At 41.3% G+C, this 18,702-nt stretch carries 14 protein-coding genes, 1 tRNA gene and 1 riboswitch; of the genes, 4 read left to right on the forward strand and 11 right to left on the reverse strand.

The annotated features are described in order from the left end of the window. Window positions 1-35: 35 nt before the first annotated feature. Window positions 36-1,682 (reverse strand): DUF6734 family protein, encoded by a 1,647-nt coding sequence (locus MgSA37_RS18345; RefSeq protein ID WP_157750627.1) that lies wholly within the window; start codon window positions 1,680-1,682, stop codon window positions 36-38. Window positions 1,683-1,922: 240 nt separating this feature from the next. Between MgSA37_RS18345 and MgSA37_RS18350 the strand changes: the two genes are divergently transcribed. Both MgSA37_RS18350 and MgSA37_RS18355 read left to right on the forward strand, forming a co-directional pair. Continuing rightward, window positions 1,923-2,924: a DUF262 domain-containing protein gene (locus MgSA37_RS18350; protein ID WP_096353967.1), complete on the forward strand. Its 1,002-nt coding sequence runs from the start codon at window positions 1,923-1,925 to the stop codon at window positions 2,922-2,924. 107 nt (window positions 2,925-3,031) lie between these two features. Further along, window positions 3,032-3,535: a hypothetical protein gene (locus MgSA37_RS18355; protein ID WP_157750628.1), complete on the forward strand. Its 504-nt coding sequence runs from the start codon at window positions 3,032-3,034 to the stop codon at window positions 3,533-3,535. On the opposite strand, the gene metF is transcribed toward MgSA37_RS18355, so the two are convergent. The 5 genes from metF to murQ form a co-directional block, all read right to left on the reverse strand. Then, window positions 3,532-4,488, reverse strand: a complete 957-nt coding sequence (gene metF / locus MgSA37_RS18360; protein ID WP_096353970.1) for a methylenetetrahydrofolate reductase [NAD(P)H] — start codon at window positions 4,486-4,488, stop codon at window positions 3,532-3,534. The two genes, MgSA37_RS18355 and metF, sit on opposite strands and share 4 nt — an antisense overlap. A gap of 94 nt (window positions 4,489-4,582) precedes the next feature. Beyond that, complete coding sequence (gene metH, locus MgSA37_RS18365) at window positions 4,583-8,311, reverse strand: methionine synthase (RefSeq protein ID WP_096353971.1); 3,729 nt, start codon at window positions 8,309-8,311, stop codon at window positions 4,583-4,585. 132 nt (window positions 8,312-8,443) lie between these two features. Further along, window positions 8,444-8,553, reverse strand: a riboswitch (SAM riboswitch). A gap of 140 nt (window positions 8,554-8,693) precedes the next feature. Continuing rightward, window positions 8,694-9,425: a Bax inhibitor-1/YccA family protein gene (locus MgSA37_RS18370; RefSeq protein ID WP_096353972.1), complete on the reverse strand. Its 732-nt coding sequence runs from the start codon at window positions 9,423-9,425 to the stop codon at window positions 8,694-8,696. A 205-nt stretch (window positions 9,426-9,630) separates the two neighbouring features. Beyond that, a complete protein-coding gene (locus MgSA37_RS18375) occupies window positions 9,631-10,197 on the reverse strand; it encodes a hypothetical protein (protein WP_096353973.1) in 567 nt (188 codons plus the stop codon). 166 nt (window positions 10,198-10,363) lie between these two features. Beyond that, a complete protein-coding gene (gene murQ / locus MgSA37_RS18380) occupies window positions 10,364-11,170 on the reverse strand; it encodes an N-acetylmuramic acid 6-phosphate etherase (RefSeq protein ID WP_096353974.1) in 807 nt (268 codons plus the stop codon). Between the two features lie 183 nt (window positions 11,171-11,353). On the opposite strand from murQ, the gene MgSA37_RS18385 reads away from it, so the two are divergent. Beyond that, the gene (locus tag MgSA37_RS18385) at window positions 11,354-12,949 is read left to right on the forward strand and encodes a S41 family peptidase (RefSeq protein WP_096353975.1); all 1,596 of its coding nucleotides are present in this window, start codon (window positions 11,354-11,356) and stop codon (window positions 12,947-12,949) included. 88 nt (window positions 12,950-13,037) lie between these two features. On the opposite strand, the gene der is transcribed toward MgSA37_RS18385, so the two are convergent. Together der and era are read right to left on the reverse strand one after the other, a co-directional pair. Then, window positions 13,038-14,339: a ribosome biogenesis GTPase Der gene (gene der, locus MgSA37_RS18390; protein WP_096353976.1), complete on the reverse strand. Its 1,302-nt coding sequence runs from the start codon at window positions 14,337-14,339 to the stop codon at window positions 13,038-13,040. Between the two features lie 131 nt (window positions 14,340-14,470). Further along, window positions 14,471-15,346: a GTPase Era gene (gene era / locus MgSA37_RS18395; RefSeq protein ID WP_096357581.1), complete on the reverse strand. Its 876-nt coding sequence runs from the start codon at window positions 15,344-15,346 to the stop codon at window positions 14,471-14,473. A 145-nt stretch (window positions 15,347-15,491) separates the two neighbouring features. Between era and MgSA37_RS18400 the strand changes: the two genes are divergently transcribed. Next, a tRNA-Met gene (locus tag MgSA37_RS18400) sits at window positions 15,492-15,564 on the forward strand. On the opposite strand, the gene MgSA37_RS18405 is transcribed toward MgSA37_RS18400, so the two are convergent. The 3 genes from MgSA37_RS18405 to MgSA37_RS18410 form a co-directional block, all read right to left on the reverse strand. Then, entirely contained in the window at window positions 15,524-17,080 is a 1,557-nt protein-coding gene (locus MgSA37_RS18405) for a recombinase family protein (protein ID WP_096357583.1), read from the reverse strand. The two genes, MgSA37_RS18400 and MgSA37_RS18405, sit on opposite strands and share 41 nt — an antisense overlap. 35 nt (window positions 17,081-17,115) lie before the next feature. Next, on the reverse strand, window positions 17,116-17,280 hold the full coding sequence (locus MgSA37_RS28605) for a hypothetical protein (protein ID WP_172885345.1): 165 nt from the start codon (window positions 17,278-17,280) through the stop codon (window positions 17,116-17,118). A gap of 130 nt (window positions 17,281-17,410) precedes the next feature. Beyond that, window positions 17,411-18,265, reverse strand: coding sequence for an RteC domain-containing protein (locus tag MgSA37_RS18410; protein ID WP_096353977.1), 855 nt, complete (start codon window positions 18,263-18,265; stop codon window positions 17,411-17,413). Between the last annotated feature and the right edge of the window lie 437 nt (window positions 18,266-18,702).

Consider the following 18,702-nt stretch of genomic DNA (forward strand, 5'->3'; position numbering starts at 1 on the left):
AATCTAAATGTTTTATTGGTTAATCGCAAATAAATCTAAAAAATAATTTCTATTGCCCCGGCGTACAATAATTGCTTAACAATGCCAACAATCAATTTCCTGAAAGATAAATAATCCGCCTTAATTTCCTCCTCATCAAAATATTGTTCCATTTTGCTTATCAGCTCTTCAATCGTGATTATATTCGTAATATAATTGAAAATAAGCAGGTCAAGCTCATCTATATAGTATTCCCTTATATTTAATGGTAATATATCCGGCATTATTAAAGCCGTATAAGCCGACTTTTCAAGGTTAAAATTCTGTTCGGTTACGGCATCGATATTTTCGTTAAAGTCATATTTCCAGTTCCACCCCGTTTCAATAAGCCGGCACTCTTTTTTAACTGTTAGTTTAACACTTAAGTAATTCTGCTCGACCATACAAAACGTAGTTTGAATCCGTTTGTAAGCAATTGCATCCTCGTTATATAAGCGTTGCACTGAACCTGGTTCATTAACTAATTCCTTAAACAATGAGTTTTCTTGTGATTCTACTGCTAACAGGTCCCAAAAGCATTCTCTGTCATTTTCTTCTGTTATTAGTGCCAGAAAGCTTTGTACAAGATCATTGGCTAAATCATCGGCTGCATTAAAATGAAAATCAAGTCCATATTTGCGATTTAAGTAGTCCATCGCTGCTTTAGTGCGTCGCCGTACAGTTTCACTCACCGGCTTAACTAAACTACCGTCGCTTTCAGGAAGCATCGATCCTTCATATTTAAAGTACGGCATCTGGTACACCCGGCTGCTTATTTCAATACCCGCCTTTTTTACAACCTCAACTATCCTGTAATAATATTCGGGATAATCGGCTCTTAACTTTTTTGCAACGTGGTTACACACATGCCGGTATTTTTTAAAGTTGCCAACCGGGTGGATCATTTGCACATCCGGAAAATCGTCAAATTTTATATAATCCAAAAAGACGGGATTATCCACCTCATCTTTTAAATAAGCTATCGGTATGTTCTCCCTTTTTGCAAGCTGACAAAACAGGTATTGTTCAAAAATAAAGTTCAGACTTCCCAGTCTTAACTTATCAAAACCATCCCTGTTTTGGTCAATAAAATCAAAAGCTTCGCGGCTATATTTTTTAAAGAATTCGGGATGATTGCCTCCCAATATGCCGGCATTGCTGGCGTAAAGATCCTGGTGTTGATAATTCTCCCTTGAAAAAACAGGAGGGATATAGTTGAAGTTGCTATTTATCTCATTTAAAGCATGATAATATAGGGGTAGATTTTTATCCAGGTTTTGCGCGATAAGACTATTGTCAAAAAAAGCTTTCACGGGTTTTTGGAAAAAGTACACGTCGCTATCCAAATGGAGAAAAGGTTGTTCCTGAATACTGTAGCTATATATTTTGGCAAGCGCAAATAAATCCGCGGGGTATTGGTCGAGCCTTTTTTCCAAATCAGTAGACACTGTTGCATAGGGCAACTGCAGCTGATCAATAAGTATCTCCTTCCCTTTCAGATCTGTAATAAGGTGTACTTCGCCTAAATTATTTTTTGCATTCAAGCAGCTTAATGCCCAACTCATCCAATGAAATTCGCTGGATTGCCAGCCCGCTTTAAGACTTACAGGATTTACATCAGAAGATCCGGAGGGCCCCGTCCACAATGATTGAAGAAATTTCATAGGTTATGATCAGGTTTTGGTTATAATTACAAATATGGCTTTTATGTTCCATTATTCATATAAATTCCCTCTGACAGTCAGTCAAATTAAAGCAATCTACTTTGTTTGAATATTTAAATGTCCCTAACAGCATTTGTTCTAACAACAAACCAACAAATACTAAATCCAAAATTTCTTATTGGTTTACATCTAATTCGGTTAATAAACTTAATTTGTACATTTACACAAAATAAAAATTAAATGGATAGAGTTGATTATCAGTCTTTAGTAATTCAGGACATAATAAATTTAGCAAACAAGGGGGAACTTAATCTGACTCCGTGGTATCAAAGGCGCTCGGTTTGGAACAAACCGCAGCAATCATATCTTGTGAACACACTTTTCGAAAAGAAGCCATTGCCTTCTATCTATATAAGGCATTCTTTGGATTTACAAAAAGGTATAAGCATTAAGGAAGTTGTAGACGGTCAACAAAGAACAAATGCAATAATAGCCTATTGTAATAATGAATATTCTGCTAGACATCCCAACCATAAAAAACTGATCAAATTCTCCGAGTTAACTAAAACAGAAAAACAGGATTTACTTTTAACGTCTATTCCCGTTGGATATCTTTTGGGAGCAACTGATTCTGATGTGATCGATATTTTTGCTAGAATAAACTCAGTATCGAAAACATTAAATGTACAGGAAAAACGAAACGCAGTCTATAGTGGAGAATTTAAGCAATTCTGCGTTAAAGAATCAGTACTTAGAACAGACTTGTGGAAAGAATATAAAATATTTTCTGGCAACGATGTTGCCAGAATGAATGAAGTACAATTTATATCTGATTTAATCATTAATTTAATAGAGGGGCTCACAGATTTTAGCCAACCGAAGATAGATAAGTATTATAAAGACAATGATGAAAATTTTGCGGAGATGGAAAATGTTGACAAGAGACTTACAAATATTTTTGACACTATCGTTTCCCTCAACCCAGACGCAATTAAACAGACAATTTTCAGCAGGCAACCAATATTCTTTTCATTAATTATTGCGATTGATAAGTTGCCCAAAATTTCGATATCAAAAATCGAGAAAGGAATAATGGAAATCGACAATAGGTACAATTCCGATAAACCATTAACAGAACGGACTAAAGAAGATGCGAATTTTTATAATGCCTGTTCAGCAAGTACCCAGCGGTTAAACAACAGAACCATAAGAGATAACTATATTTACAACTATATTTCCTAGTGCCCAATTTAAGTATAAATAAATCATATAATAAAAGTATTAGCGATATAACTGTACTGGAGAATTATATAAATAATTGTACTGGATTAGATGTAAAACATCAATACATGATTAGCGAAATAATCATGTTGCGACTATTTTCTATAGTAGAAATATCAATAGAAGAAGTAGCGTTAAAACTAGCCTGCGGAGCGAAATATAAAAACGGCACTCCCCCAATTGTGTTGTTAAGATGCCGAAGCATGCAAGATGCACATGTCAATATGTTGACTCATAATAGGAGAAGAGCCAGCCGGTATTTGAAATGGACAAAAGCTTCTTATATACGGGACAGTATTCAATTTGTATTGAACATTACAGACTGTTTTTATTCTAACATTCAAATACATGGAAATATTATTAATGAAATGCGAATAGTGAGAAATCACGTTGCACATCGTTCGACCAGTACCAAAAATGAATATTTGAATCTACTACGTTCAAGATATGGAGGCAATCCAAATCTTACATTGGGGGCTTTTTTAATTTCGAAAACCAGGAATCCCATATCTAACATCGAATATTATATTCGTGCTGCTAAAATAGTATTAAACGATATCACAAAAGGTTAAAATATCGCTTCCGCAATTCTTTTTGTTGGCCCTGCGTTACTCATAGTATAAAAATGCAATACCGGCACACCAAAAGCCATCAATTCTTTACACTGGTTGATCATCCACTCAATACCCACGTCCCTAACATCTTTCTCGGATTTACAGGCGTTTATGGCGTCGCAAAGGTCTTCGGGCATATCAATATGAAAGGTTTTGGATAGGTTAACCAATTGTTTGGAGCCTGTAACCGGTTTTAACCCCGGGATAATGGGCACAGTGATGCCATTTGCCCGGCAATTATTTACAAAATCAAAATACTTCTGGTTATCGAAAAACATTTGGGTTACAATGAAATTTGCACCCATGTCTATCTTTTGTTTCAGGTATTTAAAATCAGTCTTCAGATTGGGGGCCTCAAAATGTTTTTCGGGATAACCTGCTACGCCGATACAGAAATCGGTTTTCAGGTTTTCTTCGTTATTTTCGTGCAGGTAAACACCGTTATTCATATTTACCACCTGCTCCAAAAGATCGGTTGCATAATTGTGTCCGTTGGGAGTCGGGATAAATGAGGCATCAGCTTTGCGGGCATCGCCGCGCAGAACCAAAACATTTTCGATGCCTAAAAACTGCAGGTCGATCAGTCCATTTTCGGTTTCGTCTTTAGTAAACCCTCCACACAATAAATGCGGAACAGTATCCACTTTGTATTTATTCATGATGGCCGCACAAATAGCGATAGTTCCCGGGCGCTTGCGGTAGCTCAGTTTCTCCAGTAAACCATTGGGATGCTGTTTGTAGATGAAGTCCTCACGCAGCGAGGTAACGTCAATAAAAGGCGGTTTAAATTCCATTAGAGGGTCAATAGCATCATACAAACCCTGTATGCTATGCCCTTTTAATGGCGGTATCAGTTCAAAAGAAAAAAGTGTTTTGCCTTTGGCGTTGTTAATATGTTCGGTTATCTTCATGCCCCCTGACCCCCTAAAGGGGGAATTTTTATTTAATTTTTTATGATTCTTGTTGTAAGCTCCCGCAGTTGCTCCCCCTTTAGGGGGCCGGGGGCTAATAATTCAAATTCGGCCCCAGCCAGCGCTCTACGGTTTCTAAATCCATATTCTTGCGCTTTGCATAATCTTCTACCTGGTCTTTACTAATCTTACCTAAACCAAAATAACGCGCTTGCGGATGTGCAAAATAAAAGCCGCTTACGGATGCTGCCGGCGTCATGGCGAGGCTTTCTGTCAGGTGCATTTTTGCGTTGTCTTCGGCCTTTAATATTTCAAATAAGGTTGTTTTTTCGGTATGATCCGGGCAGGCAGGATATCCCGGCGCCGGGCGGATGCCCTGGTATTCTTCTTTGATCAGCTCATCGGCCCCCAGGTTCTCCCCTTTCGAATACCCCCAATATTCCTTGCGTACCAACTCGTGCATTTTTTCTGCAAATGCCTCTGCTAACCTATCGGCAAGGGCTTTGGCCATGATACTATTATAATCGTCGTAATCTGCCTCAAATTTAGCCACCAGTTCATCGCAACCAATCCCGCTGGTTACGGCAAAGCCGCCAAAATAATCGGGCACGCCGCTTTCCTTTGGTGCGATAAAATCAGATAACGCGTAATATGGCTCGCCTTTCACTTTTTCGCTTTGCTGGCGCAGGGTGTGGATAGTGGTTAATAATGTTTTGCGGGTTTCATCTGTATATAATTCAATATCATCCCCTACGCTGTTTGCCGGCCAGAAACCGATGACACCGTTTGCCTGAAGCAGTTTTTCTTTAACTATTTTCTTTAATAATACCTGTGCATCATCATAAAGCTTCTTCGCTTCCACCCCAACATATTTGTCATCAAATATCTTAGGATAGCTGCCCCTTAGCTCCCAGGTATGGAAAAATGGCGTCCAGTCGATATAGGGCACCAGTTCTTCCAGCGGGAATGCTTCAATAACTTTCGTCCCGGTAAATGTTGGTTTATTGGCGATAGCGCCATTCAGATTGATCTGTAATTTTGAATTACGGGCATCCGCAATACTGATAAAGCGTTTGTCCGACCGTTTATTTAAATGGGCCTCACGCGCTTTTGCGTATTCTTCCTTTATATTTTTTACATACGGTCCGCGCTGGTCTTTATTCATCAAACTACTGCAAACCGTAACGCTGCGTGATGCATCCAGCACGTGGATAGCCGGGCCGGAGTAATGCGGGTCAACCTTAACCGCCGCATGGATGCGCGAGGTGGTTGCGCCGCCGATAATCAAAGGAATAGTAAACCCTTCGCGCTCCATTTCTTTGGCAAAATGCACCATTTCATCCAGCGAGGGGGTAATCAACCCACTCAGGCCGATAATATCTACATTTTGCTTTTTAGCTTCCTCGATAATCCTTTGCGCCGGAACCATCACCCCAAGGTCAATCACCTCGAAATTATTGCAGGCCAAAACTACGCCTACTATATTTTTGCCAATGTCGTGCACGTCGCCCTTAACGGTAGCCATTAGTACTTTACCGGCATTGGCGCGGCTTCCGCTGCTATCTTCACCCGCGTCAATCACCCTTTGTTTTTCCAGTTCAATAAAGGGCAGTAAATAGGCAACCGCCTTTTTCATTACCCTGGCCGATTTTACCACCTGCGGTAAAAACATCTTGCCTGAACCAAAAAGATCACCCACTACGTTCATCCCGTCCATTAACGGGCCTTCTATTACTTCCAAAGGTTTGGCATAAGCTTGCCTTGCCTCTTCCACATCTTCATCCAGGTATTCAATAATGCCTTTTACCAAAGCGTGCGATAAACGTTCAGCAACGGGCGCTTTACGCCATTCTTCATCTCTTACAATTTCTTTACCTTTTGATTTTATCGTATCAGCAAACTCTACCAGGCGTTCAGTTGCATCCTCACGGCGATTCAAAAGCACATCTTCGACCAGCACCAGCAGGTCTTTCGGTATTTCTTCGTAAACCTCCAGCATGCCGGCGTTTACAATGCCCATATCAAGGCCCGCTTTAATGGCATGATACAAAAATGCGGAGTGCATGGCCTCACGCACCACGTTATTCCCCCTGAAGGAGAACGAGATATTACTTACCCCGCCGCTTACTTTGGCATAAGGCAAATTTCCCTTTATCCAGCGGGTAGCTTCAATAAAATCAACCGCGTAATTGTTATGCTCTTCAAGCCCGGTGGCAACTGTCAGGATGTTTGGGTCGAAGATAATATCCTGCGGTGGAAAGCCAATTTCATTGACGAGTATGTTGTATGATCGCTGGCAAATTTCTTTACGGCGCTCCAATGAATCGGCCTGGCCGGTTTCATCAAAAGCCATCACTACTGTAGCGGCGCCGTAGCTTAATATCTTGCGGGCATATTCTTTAAATTTCTCTTCTCCTTCTTTCAGCGAGATAGAATTGACGATGCCTTTACCCTGTAAACATTTTAAACCAGCTTCAATCACCGTCCATTTGGAGGAGTCGATCATGATGGGCAGTTTGGCAATATCAGGTTCCGAAGCCACCAGGTTAAGGAACTTTACCATCACCGCTTCCGAATCGATCATCCCTTCATCCATGTTGATATCGATCACCTGGGCACCGCCTTCTACCTGCTGGCGGGCAACAGTTAATGCCGCTTCATAATCCTCGGCCAAAATCAATTTGGAGAACTTTGGCGAACCTGTGATGTTTGTCCGTTCGCCAATATTTACAAAATTAGTTTCGGGTGTAAGGGTAACTGCTTCCAGGCCGCTTAGGCGCAGGTAGGGCTCAATTTCAGGCCTCACCCTGGGCGGGTATTTTGCTGCCTTTTCGGCAATACATTTGATATGCTCAGGTGTGGTACCACAGCAGCCGCCAACAATATTTACCAGCCCGGCCTTCATAAACTCGTCTACCTGGTGGGCTGTTTCGTGGGCTGTTTCATCGTACTGGCCGAATTCATTTGGAAGGCCTGCATTTGGATATGCAGAGATAAATACATCCGCTTTTTGCGAAAGTTCTTCAATATGCGGCCGCATTTCTTTTGCTCCCAGAGCGCAATTTAAACCCACTGACAATAAATTGGCATGGCGCACCGAATTCCAGAAGGCTTCCACCGTTTGCCCTGAAAGGGTACGCCCGGAAGCATCAGTAATGGTGCCGGAGATCATGATGGGCAACCCGTCCGGCCCCCCTCTAAATCTCCCCCCGGTTGGGGGAGACTTTTTTATTTCATTAAAGTACCTGTTGATAGCAAACAGGGCTGCTTTTGCATTTAGGGTATCAAATATGGTTTCGATGATCAACAGATCAGCGCCACCATCTACAAGGCCGCGCACCTGGTCGTAATAGGCTTCTGCCAAATCGTCAAAACTAACCGCGCGATAGCCCGGGTCGTTTACGTCCGGTGAAAGTGAAGCCGTACGGTTGGTTGGCCCGACAGCGCCAGCCACAAAACGCGGTTTGGACGGGTCTTTTTTATTATATTCATCAGCAACCTCGCGGGCAATGCGGGCGCCTTCATAGCTCAATTCGTAGGCCAATTCTTCCAGGTGATAATCAGCCAGTGAAATGCGCTGGGTGCTGAAGGTATTCGTTTCGATGATATCGGCACCTGCCTCCAGGTATTCAGCATGTATGGCTTTGATCACATCGGGGCGTGTGATGTTCAGCAGGTCGTTATTTCCTTTAAGATCAGAGCCATGATTGCGAAACCGTTCGCCACGAAAATCCTCTTCGGATAATTCGTACCGCTGGATCATGGTACCCATTGCCCCGTCAATTACAAGAATGCGTTTTTGTAGTTCTTTTCTGATATCCATTTTTAAGATGTGAGACGTGAGATATGAGATATGAGATAATAAAAACCGACAAAACAGTCTCTTATCTCAAGTCTCATATCTCACATCTAATAAAAAAAGCTTATATCGAGAAGTCGTCTGATCACTGACCTTCGCTTATCTTTCCCGGGAGCCAGTTGGCTCTCAAGTAGAATGTGGCACCTTGTAAGCACAGGTTGCCAAGACTTCGCAGGGTCTAATCCCTCCGTCTTTCTCTATAAGCATTGCAAAGATGCGTAATAAAGTAATCATATGCAAGAGGCGTAAATGAGCCAGGTCAAATGATATCATTTTTTACTTTGTCTATACAAAAAAAGCTGCCTCCAATAATTGGAGGCAGCTTTTTTAAAAGATTATTTTTCTGTTACCTTCTTCTGCCAAAAATACGCAGCAACATCAGGAACAGGTTGATAAAATCCAGGTAAAGGGTTAAACCACCCATTAGAGCCATTTTTGAGGCAGTGGCATCGCCATAGGCTAAACCGGCACCAATGTTTTTCAATTTCTGTACGTCATAAGCGGTTAATCCTACAAACACCGCCACACCAATATAGCTGATCAGCATTTGAAGACCTGAGCTATGCAAAAATAGGTTTACCAGACTGGCAACAACAATACCAACAAGAAACATAATTAAAATAGAGCCAAATTTGGTGAGGTCAGTTTTAGTGGTGTAACCGGCAATAGCCATAATTCCAAATACTATTGATGAAGTTAAGAATACGCCAGTTACCGAAGAAGCGGTGTAAATCAATAGTATAAAGCTTAAACTGATACCTGTTAAAGTTGCATAGGCAACAAACAGTAAAGCCAAAACGGGATAGGAAATGCGATTAAGGCCAAATCTCATTAGCAGCACAAATGCTAGCGGCGAAAACATTGCAATGTATGCAAACCCTGTTAACTGCCCGGTAGTAACGTCGACAAGAGTCATCAGTAGCGACGGCGTATTCGCAAAAACATATGCGGACAGCGCAGATACACCCAATGCCACAAACATCCACATGAATACATTAGCTAAAAACCTACGCGATGCGTCGGTATCATTTATTTGGACTATGTTATCATAAACATAGTCAGGTTTATTTATTTCCATTTTTCTTTTAAAATTTATTTATACAAATTTAATTATTAGAGTTGAGATTTTAGACGCCCAAAATGAGAAAAAGTTTAGTTTGAGTCCGGAAGTCGGAAAAGACCGAAAGTCCGGAAGATTAAAATCCTGTTCTTAAACAAAGTTTCGGGTTTACTCCAGTTCGTCTTTCGGACTTTACTGACTTTCCGGACTTTCGGACTCTTACCTACCCCAGTCTTCTTACCAATTGCTCTTCTACTTTTTTAAATACCTGGATAGGTTTTAATGCACGCCAGCCCAGGTCGTCCAATACCCCACCGAAATTGATATAGTAGTCGATATTGTTTCGTTTAAACTCATCAATTACGTGTTCGCGGAAATTGATGCCGGCTATCCAGCCGTCCTCCACATCCTGGAACCATTCTTCGTAGTAACAATCGTCGGATGAGTGAAAATTCAATACGTTTTCGCCAATCAGGATGAAATAATGGATACCACTATCCGTCATCAGGTCAAGGATCTCGCGTTTCAGCATCATGATATCGTTATTGATCGCGTCGTTCCACTCGCCTATAAATTCTATGATGGTGTAACCACGTTCGTAATCAACAAAAAGTACTTTTAAATACAGCGTATTTGAACCAAAGGCATCCCATTGCGGATGCAGCAGGTAATTGTAAACCTGCTTATCAAATTCAAACTCACTGTATTCAGTTGCATAAAACGGCGAATATTCGTCTTCCGCAGCAATATAATCGTCGCGCCATTTATAATATGGTTCTATTTCGTGCATTCTTTAATTTTAAATGTGCGGATGAAAAATATTTCAAATGTGCGGATGTGCAAATGTGCAGATTATAAAAACCTAAACCTTTGCATCCGCAGTTTATCAACTCACATCCATTTTTTTAATTAACTAATTTGCTTCTTCACTATTTGCACATCTGCACATACGCACATTACCCCTTATAAGCTTCTACTGCTTTTCTAACGCTGCCATGTTCCTTCAATAAACCAACAGCGGTATGCTCATCCAGGCCTGTTTCCCTCATTACCATTTTTGTGCCACGGTCAATCAATTTATCGTTTGAGAGCTGCATGTCCACCATTTTATTGCCTTTTACCCTGCCTAATTGGATCATTACACAGGTGCTCAGCATATTTAACACCAGTTTTTGCGCGGTACCCGCTTTCATCCGGGTGGAGCCTGTCAAAAATTCAGGTCCGGTGACAACTTCAACAGGATACTTTGCCGCTGCTGCCACCGGGCTGCCGCTGTTACAAACAATACAACCGGTTACCATATGGTGTTTGTTGGCCATTTTTAATCCACCCACCACATACGGCGTAGTACCCGATGCCGCTATGCCAACCAGCACATCCTTTTCATTAATTCCGTATGCCAAAAGGTCTTCCCAGGCCTGCCTGTCGTCGTCTTCGGCAAATTCAACCGCTTTACGGATAGCGCCATCGCCTCCGGCTATAATGCCCACCACCCGATCAAACGGAACGCCGAATGTAGGCGGGCATTCAGAAGCATCAACAACACCCAGGCGCCCACTGGTGCCTGCACCGATATAAAAAAGCCTTCCCCCTGCTTTCATTCTTTCAGCAGTGATTTTCGCGAGTGCCTCAATTTGTGGCAATGCTTTTTCAACCGCCAGTGGAACGGTACGGTCCTCTTCGTTAATATGCTGAAGGATCTCCTTAACTGTCATTTTTTCAAGGTCGTTAAACCTCGAGTCCCTTTCTGTAGTCCTATCCATGGAGGAATAAATAAATTTCAGGCAAAATTCGGTAAAAATGTTGACAAATAAAGCCTGGGCTTACCCGCTGAATTTTTCACAGGATTGGAAAAATTTGCCACAGGATTGAAATTTTATTTAAAACAGTATCCAACACGCCACTACCTTAACAACAATTATTAACTTTGTAGTAAGTATACTAGTATGAAGAATGCGGGGGCTATAATATTCAGGTCGATGATATTGCTGTTGATAGGAACAGTTATTGGCTTTTATTTAGCTGATAATAACCTGTCGGGCAATGGCCTCAATTTTTCACTCAAAAGCAATAACAAAATCAACAGTGTTTTAAGGCTTGTAAAAGACAACTATGTCGATTCTGTAAACGAAGACAGCCTTGAGGGTGTAGCCGTAAATAACGTATTGCAAACGCTTGACCCGCATTCCCTTTACCTGCAGCCGCAAAGAGCGCAATCAATTAACGAAAATTTAGATGGGGGTTTTAACGGTGTGGGCCTTGAATACCAGATCCTGCGCGACACGCTGGTTGTAACCCAGGTATACAACGGCGGACCGGCAGCAACTGCAGGGCTTTTACCCGGTGACAAAATCCTCCGTATTAACGAAAAAACTTTTTCGGGCACAAAACTTACGGCTAAAAAGGTTGACCAATCGCTAAAAGGCGATTCTCTTACCCAAATATCGATGTCGGTACTCACTGCCAACAATTCCATGTTAAAAACTTATCATATCCAACGGGGGCATGTTGATTTGAGCAGCCTTGATGCCGCGTATATGATCAACCCCGAAACCGGTTATATCAAAATAAGCAAATTTGCCTCAACAACGGATGCTGATTTCAGGGACGCGTTAACTAAATTAAAGGCCCGGGGCTTAAAAAAACTGGTGCTTGATATCAGGGAAAACGGCGGCGGATATCTTAGTGCAGCTACGTCGCTTGCTGATGAGTTTTTATCCAAAGGCAAGCTCATCGTTTATACAAAGGGCGCCCACGAAGAACGAAAAGATTATTTTTCTACTGATTCAGGCATGTTTAAGGAAGGTAAACTTGCAGTCCTGATAGACGAATATTCGGCTTCTGCAAGTGAAATACTGGCGGGCGCATTGCAGGATCTTGACCGGGCCCTGATCGTTGGACGCCGCTCTTTCGGAAAAGGGCTGGTACAGCAACAATTTCCTTTTGGTGATGGCTCTGCCGTAAATTTAACCGTTGCCAGGTATTACACTCCCTCTGGCCGTTCAATCCAAAAATCATACAAATACGGTACTGAAATATATCACAACGAAATAGCAGAACGGATGCGGAAGGGTGAGCTTTTTTCGGAACAAAGCACTTTAAACGATAGCATTTTTAAAAAACCATCGCCTTACCATACTTCATCCGGCAAAAAGGTATACAGCGGCGGCGGTATTATGCCGGATATTTTTGTGCCTGCTGATACCACTATCAATACAGCGCTTGTGCAGGAATTGAGCGAACAACAATTATTCACGGCCTATACTATCGACCAGCTAGGGCCGGTGTTAAATAAGTTCCATACTTCCGATGCTTTTGTAAGCCAGTACAATGTTAGCGATGATGCATTCAACAGGTTCATCCTTTATGCTTCAAAAACAATAAAGGAAATGGATTCAAAGGAATTACTTGTATCAAAGCCAACCATAAAAACCCTGTTAAAAGCCTCAGCCGCCCGCTTTAAATGGGGTGATAATGCCTATTTTGAAGTGATGAACAGCGATGATATTGCGTTAAAAAAAGCGGTGGAGTCAATTAATTAATTTGAAAATTTGTTGATTTGAAGATTTGAAAATGGCTCATTATTTTGCATTTTCAAATTAACACATCTTCAAATTTTCAAATCCGAAATTACTTCTGCCTGAACCAAACCTGGATCGGCGCACCCTGAAACTCAAAATTCTCTCTCAGTTTATTTTCAATAAAGCGGTAATAAGGCTCCTTAACGTATTGCGGTAAGTTGCAAAAGAAGGCGAACATCGGTGATGTACCGGCAATCTGGGTGATGTATTTGATCTTTACGTATTTGCCTTTGATAGATGGCGGAGGATAATTTTCAATGATCGGCAACATTACCTCGTTCAACTTTGAGGTAGGTATTTTGCGGACCTTATTTTGGTAAACCTGATTCGCAGTTTCAATTACTTTCAACACCCTTTGTTTTTCCGTTACCGAAGTAAATACTATAGGCACATCGGTAAACGGCGCTATTTTGTCGCGGATCTGTTCTTCAAAAACCTTAACTGTTTTGTTATTTTTTTCGATGAGGTCCCACTTGTTGACGACGATCACGACGCCTTTTTTATTTTTCTCGGCCAGGTGGAAGATATTGATATCCTGCGATTCGATCCCTTCCACAGCATCGATCATTAAAATCACCACATCGGCTTCTTCCAAAGCCTTGATGGTACGCATAACCGAGTAAAACTCGATATTCTCTTTAACCTTTGTTTTTTTACGCAGCCCGGCGGTGTCTACCAACATAAAATCGTGGCCGTACTGGTTATAGTGGATATGGATGGAATCGCGGGTGGTGCCTGCAATAGGCGTTACAATATTACGCTCCTTGCCGATAAGCGAATTAATGATGGATGATTTACCCACATTCGGGCGGCCTACAATGGCGTACTTTGGTAAAGTATTTTCTTCCAGCTGCTCATCGTCAAAATGTTTTACCACTTCGTCCAGTAATTCGCCTGTGCCTGAACCTGTCATTGATGAAATATTATATAATTCGCCAAGTCCCAAACTATAAAACACCATGGAATCAGCCAACAGCGAAGTGTTGTCCAATTTATTAACTACTACAAACACAGGTTTTTTACCCTTACGCAGCAGCGTGGCAATTTCATCATCAAGATCGGTGATACCGGTAGTAACGTCGACCATAAACAGGATAACGGTCGCTTCCTCAATGGCGATGATCACCTGTTCGCGGATAGCGGCCTCAAATACATCTGCCGAATTGGCTACATAGCCGCCGGTATCGATAACAGTGAACGAATGGCCCGTCCACTCAGAGACACCATAGTGCCTGTCGCGGGTTACACCGCTCACGTCGTCCACAATGGCCTTGCGGGTTTCGGTTAAACGGTTATATAAAGTTGACTTGCCTACGTTAGGGCGACCTACTATGGCTACTATGTTACTCATTTTTAATTTTAGATTTTAGAATTACGATTTACGATTTGGTATAATTTAAATCGCGGCTCATAATTTAATGCTAATTTACAAATCCGATCAGCCTAAATCTAAAATCGTAATTCGTAAATCGTAAATATTCTTTACTCGTACCCAAATTGTTTAAGGTAATTTTTCTTACTGCGCCAGTCGGGTATAACTTTTACAAACATTTCAAGGAAAACCTTTTTCTGAAAAAACTCCTCCATATCACGGCGGGCATAAGTGCCAACAATTTTTAGCATTTCGCCGTTTTTGCCGATGATTATATTTTTTTGCGAATCGCGTTCAACTATGATCTCGGCGCTGATGCGGTGCAATTTTTCGCCTTCCACAAAAGCGGTGATAATTACTTCCGTACTATAAGGTATTTCCTTTTTGTATTGTTTAAAAACCTGCGCCCTGATCATTTCGGATGCAAAAAAACGATCATTACGATCTGTCAAAGCGTCCTTCTCATAATAAGCCGGGTGTTCGGGCAAATGCTCGATCACAAAATTCATAACCGCCAGCACATTATAATCTTTTAACGCAGAGATAGCAAACACCGCCTTGGGATTCAGTTTTTCCTGCCAGTATTCAATCTTCGCTTTAACCGTTTCCTCGTCAGACTGATCGACCTTATTTACCAAAACAGCCAGGGGCGCCTGCGAGCCTTCCAGTTTCTTTAAAACATCACCCTCATCATATTCCTCGTAAATATCGGTAACCAGCAATATCAGGTCGGCATCCACAATCGAACCATCTACCTGGTGCATCATACTTTCGTGCAAAGCGTAATGCGGTTTGATGATGCCCGGTGTGTCAGAAAAGACGATCTGGTAGTCCTCATCGTTTACAATACCCAAAATTCTATGCCGGGTTGTTTGTGCTTTTGGGGTGATGATGGACATTTTTTCGCCCACGAGCGCGTTCATCAGCGTTGATTTACCCGCGTTGGGTTTACCAATTATACTTACAAAACCTGCCCTGTGCGCCATATAAAAATAAATAAAATTTAATTTGGACTGCAAAGAAACGAATTATATCTTTGCAGTCCAATTAAAACGGAGTGCAAATTGCATTTTTGACAATTGGAAGGAACTTTCCGGAGTTATGAACGGATCGCAACATATCAAAAAACAGTGCGGGATGGAGCAGTTGGTAGCTCGTCGGGCTCATAACCCGAAGGTCGTAGGTTCGAGTCCTGCTCCCGCTACCGAACAGGACAACTTAGAAAAATCTAAGTTTGTCCTGTTTTTTTTTGAGTATAACTCACTGTTAATCAGAAAAATAAGTCGTGCAGCCTCGTTCACGCGGGTGGTTCGATAAGTAAAGCCGTCAAAAACCAATTTTTCAGGGTAAATCGAACCAATTATTTCACGCTTTAAAGCGGTATTTCCTTCTAAATAAAGATTATCAAGTCTCGATAACATATCGATAGTCTGATTCAATAAGCTCTCGATATTCTGCGTGCTTTTACCAAAGCCCGTCAGTTTGGCTTCAAGGCTCAATAGCTTAGTTTCGCATTCTCCTTTAATAGATTTGTAGTCGGCACTATCAATAGTCTCATCAAGCAATAGCTTTCTGGCCTTCGCAAGCCTGTCATTTTCCGCCTGAATCCGGTTAAGCAAATCCTTCCTGCAATCCATTTGAGAGCCGCTTTGCTGACTATAGACGTCGTTGACTATATATTTAAACAATTCCGACATCCCTGGCTTTGGGATAAATTTTTTAAGATCATCTAAGAAAGTGCCATTTGCAGATTCGGCCTTATACCTGACGCCGCATGCAGCGATACAATGATAATAGTAATAATAATCTTTCCGCCCTTTAGACGCACTTCCTGTCAATTGTTTCCCGCATTTTGGGCATACCAAATAACCCCGCAGCGGCAAATTATCCAATGAAGAATATTTAACCAGTTGCGTACGTTTTCTGCCGTTTAGCACATCCTGAACTTCGTAAAACAATTCTTCCGACACGATTGGTTCATGGAGGCCCTGTACCAATTGCCTCGGCTCGTCGCGATACTCTGGAACGACAATCTTTCCGTAATATACCGGATTTTGCACCAATGTATAAAAATGGCTTTTGCTGCACTTAAGCCCTCTTTTGTTCAATTCCTTCCGAACCTGGTCAATTGCAAATTCTCCCTTCGCAATTTGTTCGAATGCCCATTTTACTAAACTGGCTTTCGGCTCAATTGGTACAATCGTTTTTGCCCCAAATTCTGTTGTTCGATTAACATAACCATAGGGGCCTGTTGTTAAGTATCTTCCCTCCTTTCTGGCCCTTCGCATTCCGTAAAAGGTATTTAATGCCCGTCGATCATTCTCGACTTCCGGCGCTGCCAGATAGAAAGCCAGCATCATTTTATTTTCGGGAATAGAAAGATCAAGGGGCTGCTCCACTGCTTGTGGATCGATCCCGATCTTTCTGAGTATATTGATCATTTGGTAGGCATCGCCTGCATTTCTGCTAAACCTGTCCCATTTTGTAAATAGTAACAGATCTACTGCTTTGCCTTTTTCCCTGCGGAACTTGTTAAGCATTTCAGTCCACGCCGGCCGGTTAAATGTTTTCGCAGAGTAATCCTCGTTAACTACTTTTCGAACCTTAATATTTTGGAGGTTACAGTATTTTCGCAACACTTCTTCTTGACTACGAATGGAATAACCCTTATCTGCTTGTTCATCAGTACTAACTCTTACATATAAATCAGCTTGCAACATAATTCAATAATTTAAAATGAAATTCAATGAAAGTCTTAACATCTCTTAAAGTGTTGATTTACAGCTAATTTAGCTAAATTATACAAGAAATCCAAAATTATTTTCGCATCTTTTTCATCACATTCAATCCCATTTTTACGAAGTATCTTAATCGCCTGCTCTGGGGTGATATTTCTTTTTTCAAACTCATTTGTCTTCATCTAAAGCCATCTTAGGATACAATAATGGCCTTTATGCAGATTATTTTAAGGTTCTTTAAAGGGTCCGACCCTAATATTATTAAAGCCAACTCCGCGCAAAAATCAGGGAAACGCTAAAATTCCTGTTCAATTATTTTATTGCGTTTTCTTCATCCAGCCGCTTCAACAGTGCATCACGGATTTGATCCAAATACTTAGTCTGTGCAACTCTTTTCCTTTTCGAAATGGATGTCCATCTTCGATAGGCCCTCCCAATCCTTACCTGGAAATGTACTTCCAGCCATTGAATAATTTCAGTAATCCCGGCATTGCCATTATTGATTTGGCCCGTAAGCCAAATGCCATAAGCAAGCTCAACAAGGTTAATTGTTTCACCGGTCCATTTAAGCTCAATAAGACTTTCTTTTATGTCAACGTTTGCGAGCTTTACAGGGTTTTCAAGGCTCATCAGTTCGTCCGAAATATACAATTGCAAACGGTCAAAAGCCATAAATTTGGCAAACAAGTAATCACAACTTGTAGAAAACTGAGGATCCGGATCGAAAGTTTCAGACAACACGTTATCTGATATTTTAGCACCTCTGACAAAAAGGAACTGGTCTAACTCCTTCAACTCAAACTTATAATACTGGTGAAGAAACTGGTACTGGGTAAAGAAACGTTTGATGAATAGTAGTTCTTGTTCATAAAAGCCCTTAAGTTCAAGGCGATCCCCTATCGGCCTGTTCGTTTCTATGGTAAAGATTTCCAGGGCATATAACTTTTCGCTAACGACACGTGGCTTTTTATGCTTGAAAAAATCGATTTCTTCTACCTGGTCCTTAAACGGATGCTCTACCAGGTAATCTTTTAATTTGGCGAGGGCTTCCGATACGCAATTTAATGCCCCTGTTAGTCTTCTGACAGGCAGAGTCCCCATTTCCGAGAAAAGTGTTAATTCTTCTTCCAGTTGCATCTGCAACTTTTCATAATACGCTGCTAACATAGTAAATCATAAAATGAAGTGAACCCATGCTCTGACTGCCGCTCTCCATCAACAGTTACCGCAAGGCAAGGGTATGATCAATCTTTTTTATATATGATGTTTTATAAGGGCAAAGTCACTAATAAGCGCTTCATTAATCAAGTGTCTGACCAGGAGCCCGACCTAGACACCTAAAGGAAATATCCTGTCAGGTATAGGCGATAGGCCGGGTTTTAGGGTGTCTAAAAAAAGATTAATTTGTAATGATACCTAGCTTATTTATATTTGAAATACGAAACTTACAGATCAATAAAACTTATATATTATAAACCAAAAGCTTTTTAAAATTTTTACTTGTTGCCGGATTCTGCTAAACTTAGTCGATACTCAGAGATGAATAGGCTTGCTGCCATGGTACACGAGCGCCGATTTTAGCGGAGCCTTAGCAGCATATCGCT

Source organism: Mucilaginibacter gotjawali (assembly GCF_002355435.1).
Lineage (GTDB): Bacteria > Bacteroidota > Bacteroidia > Sphingobacteriales > Sphingobacteriaceae > Mucilaginibacter > Mucilaginibacter gotjawali.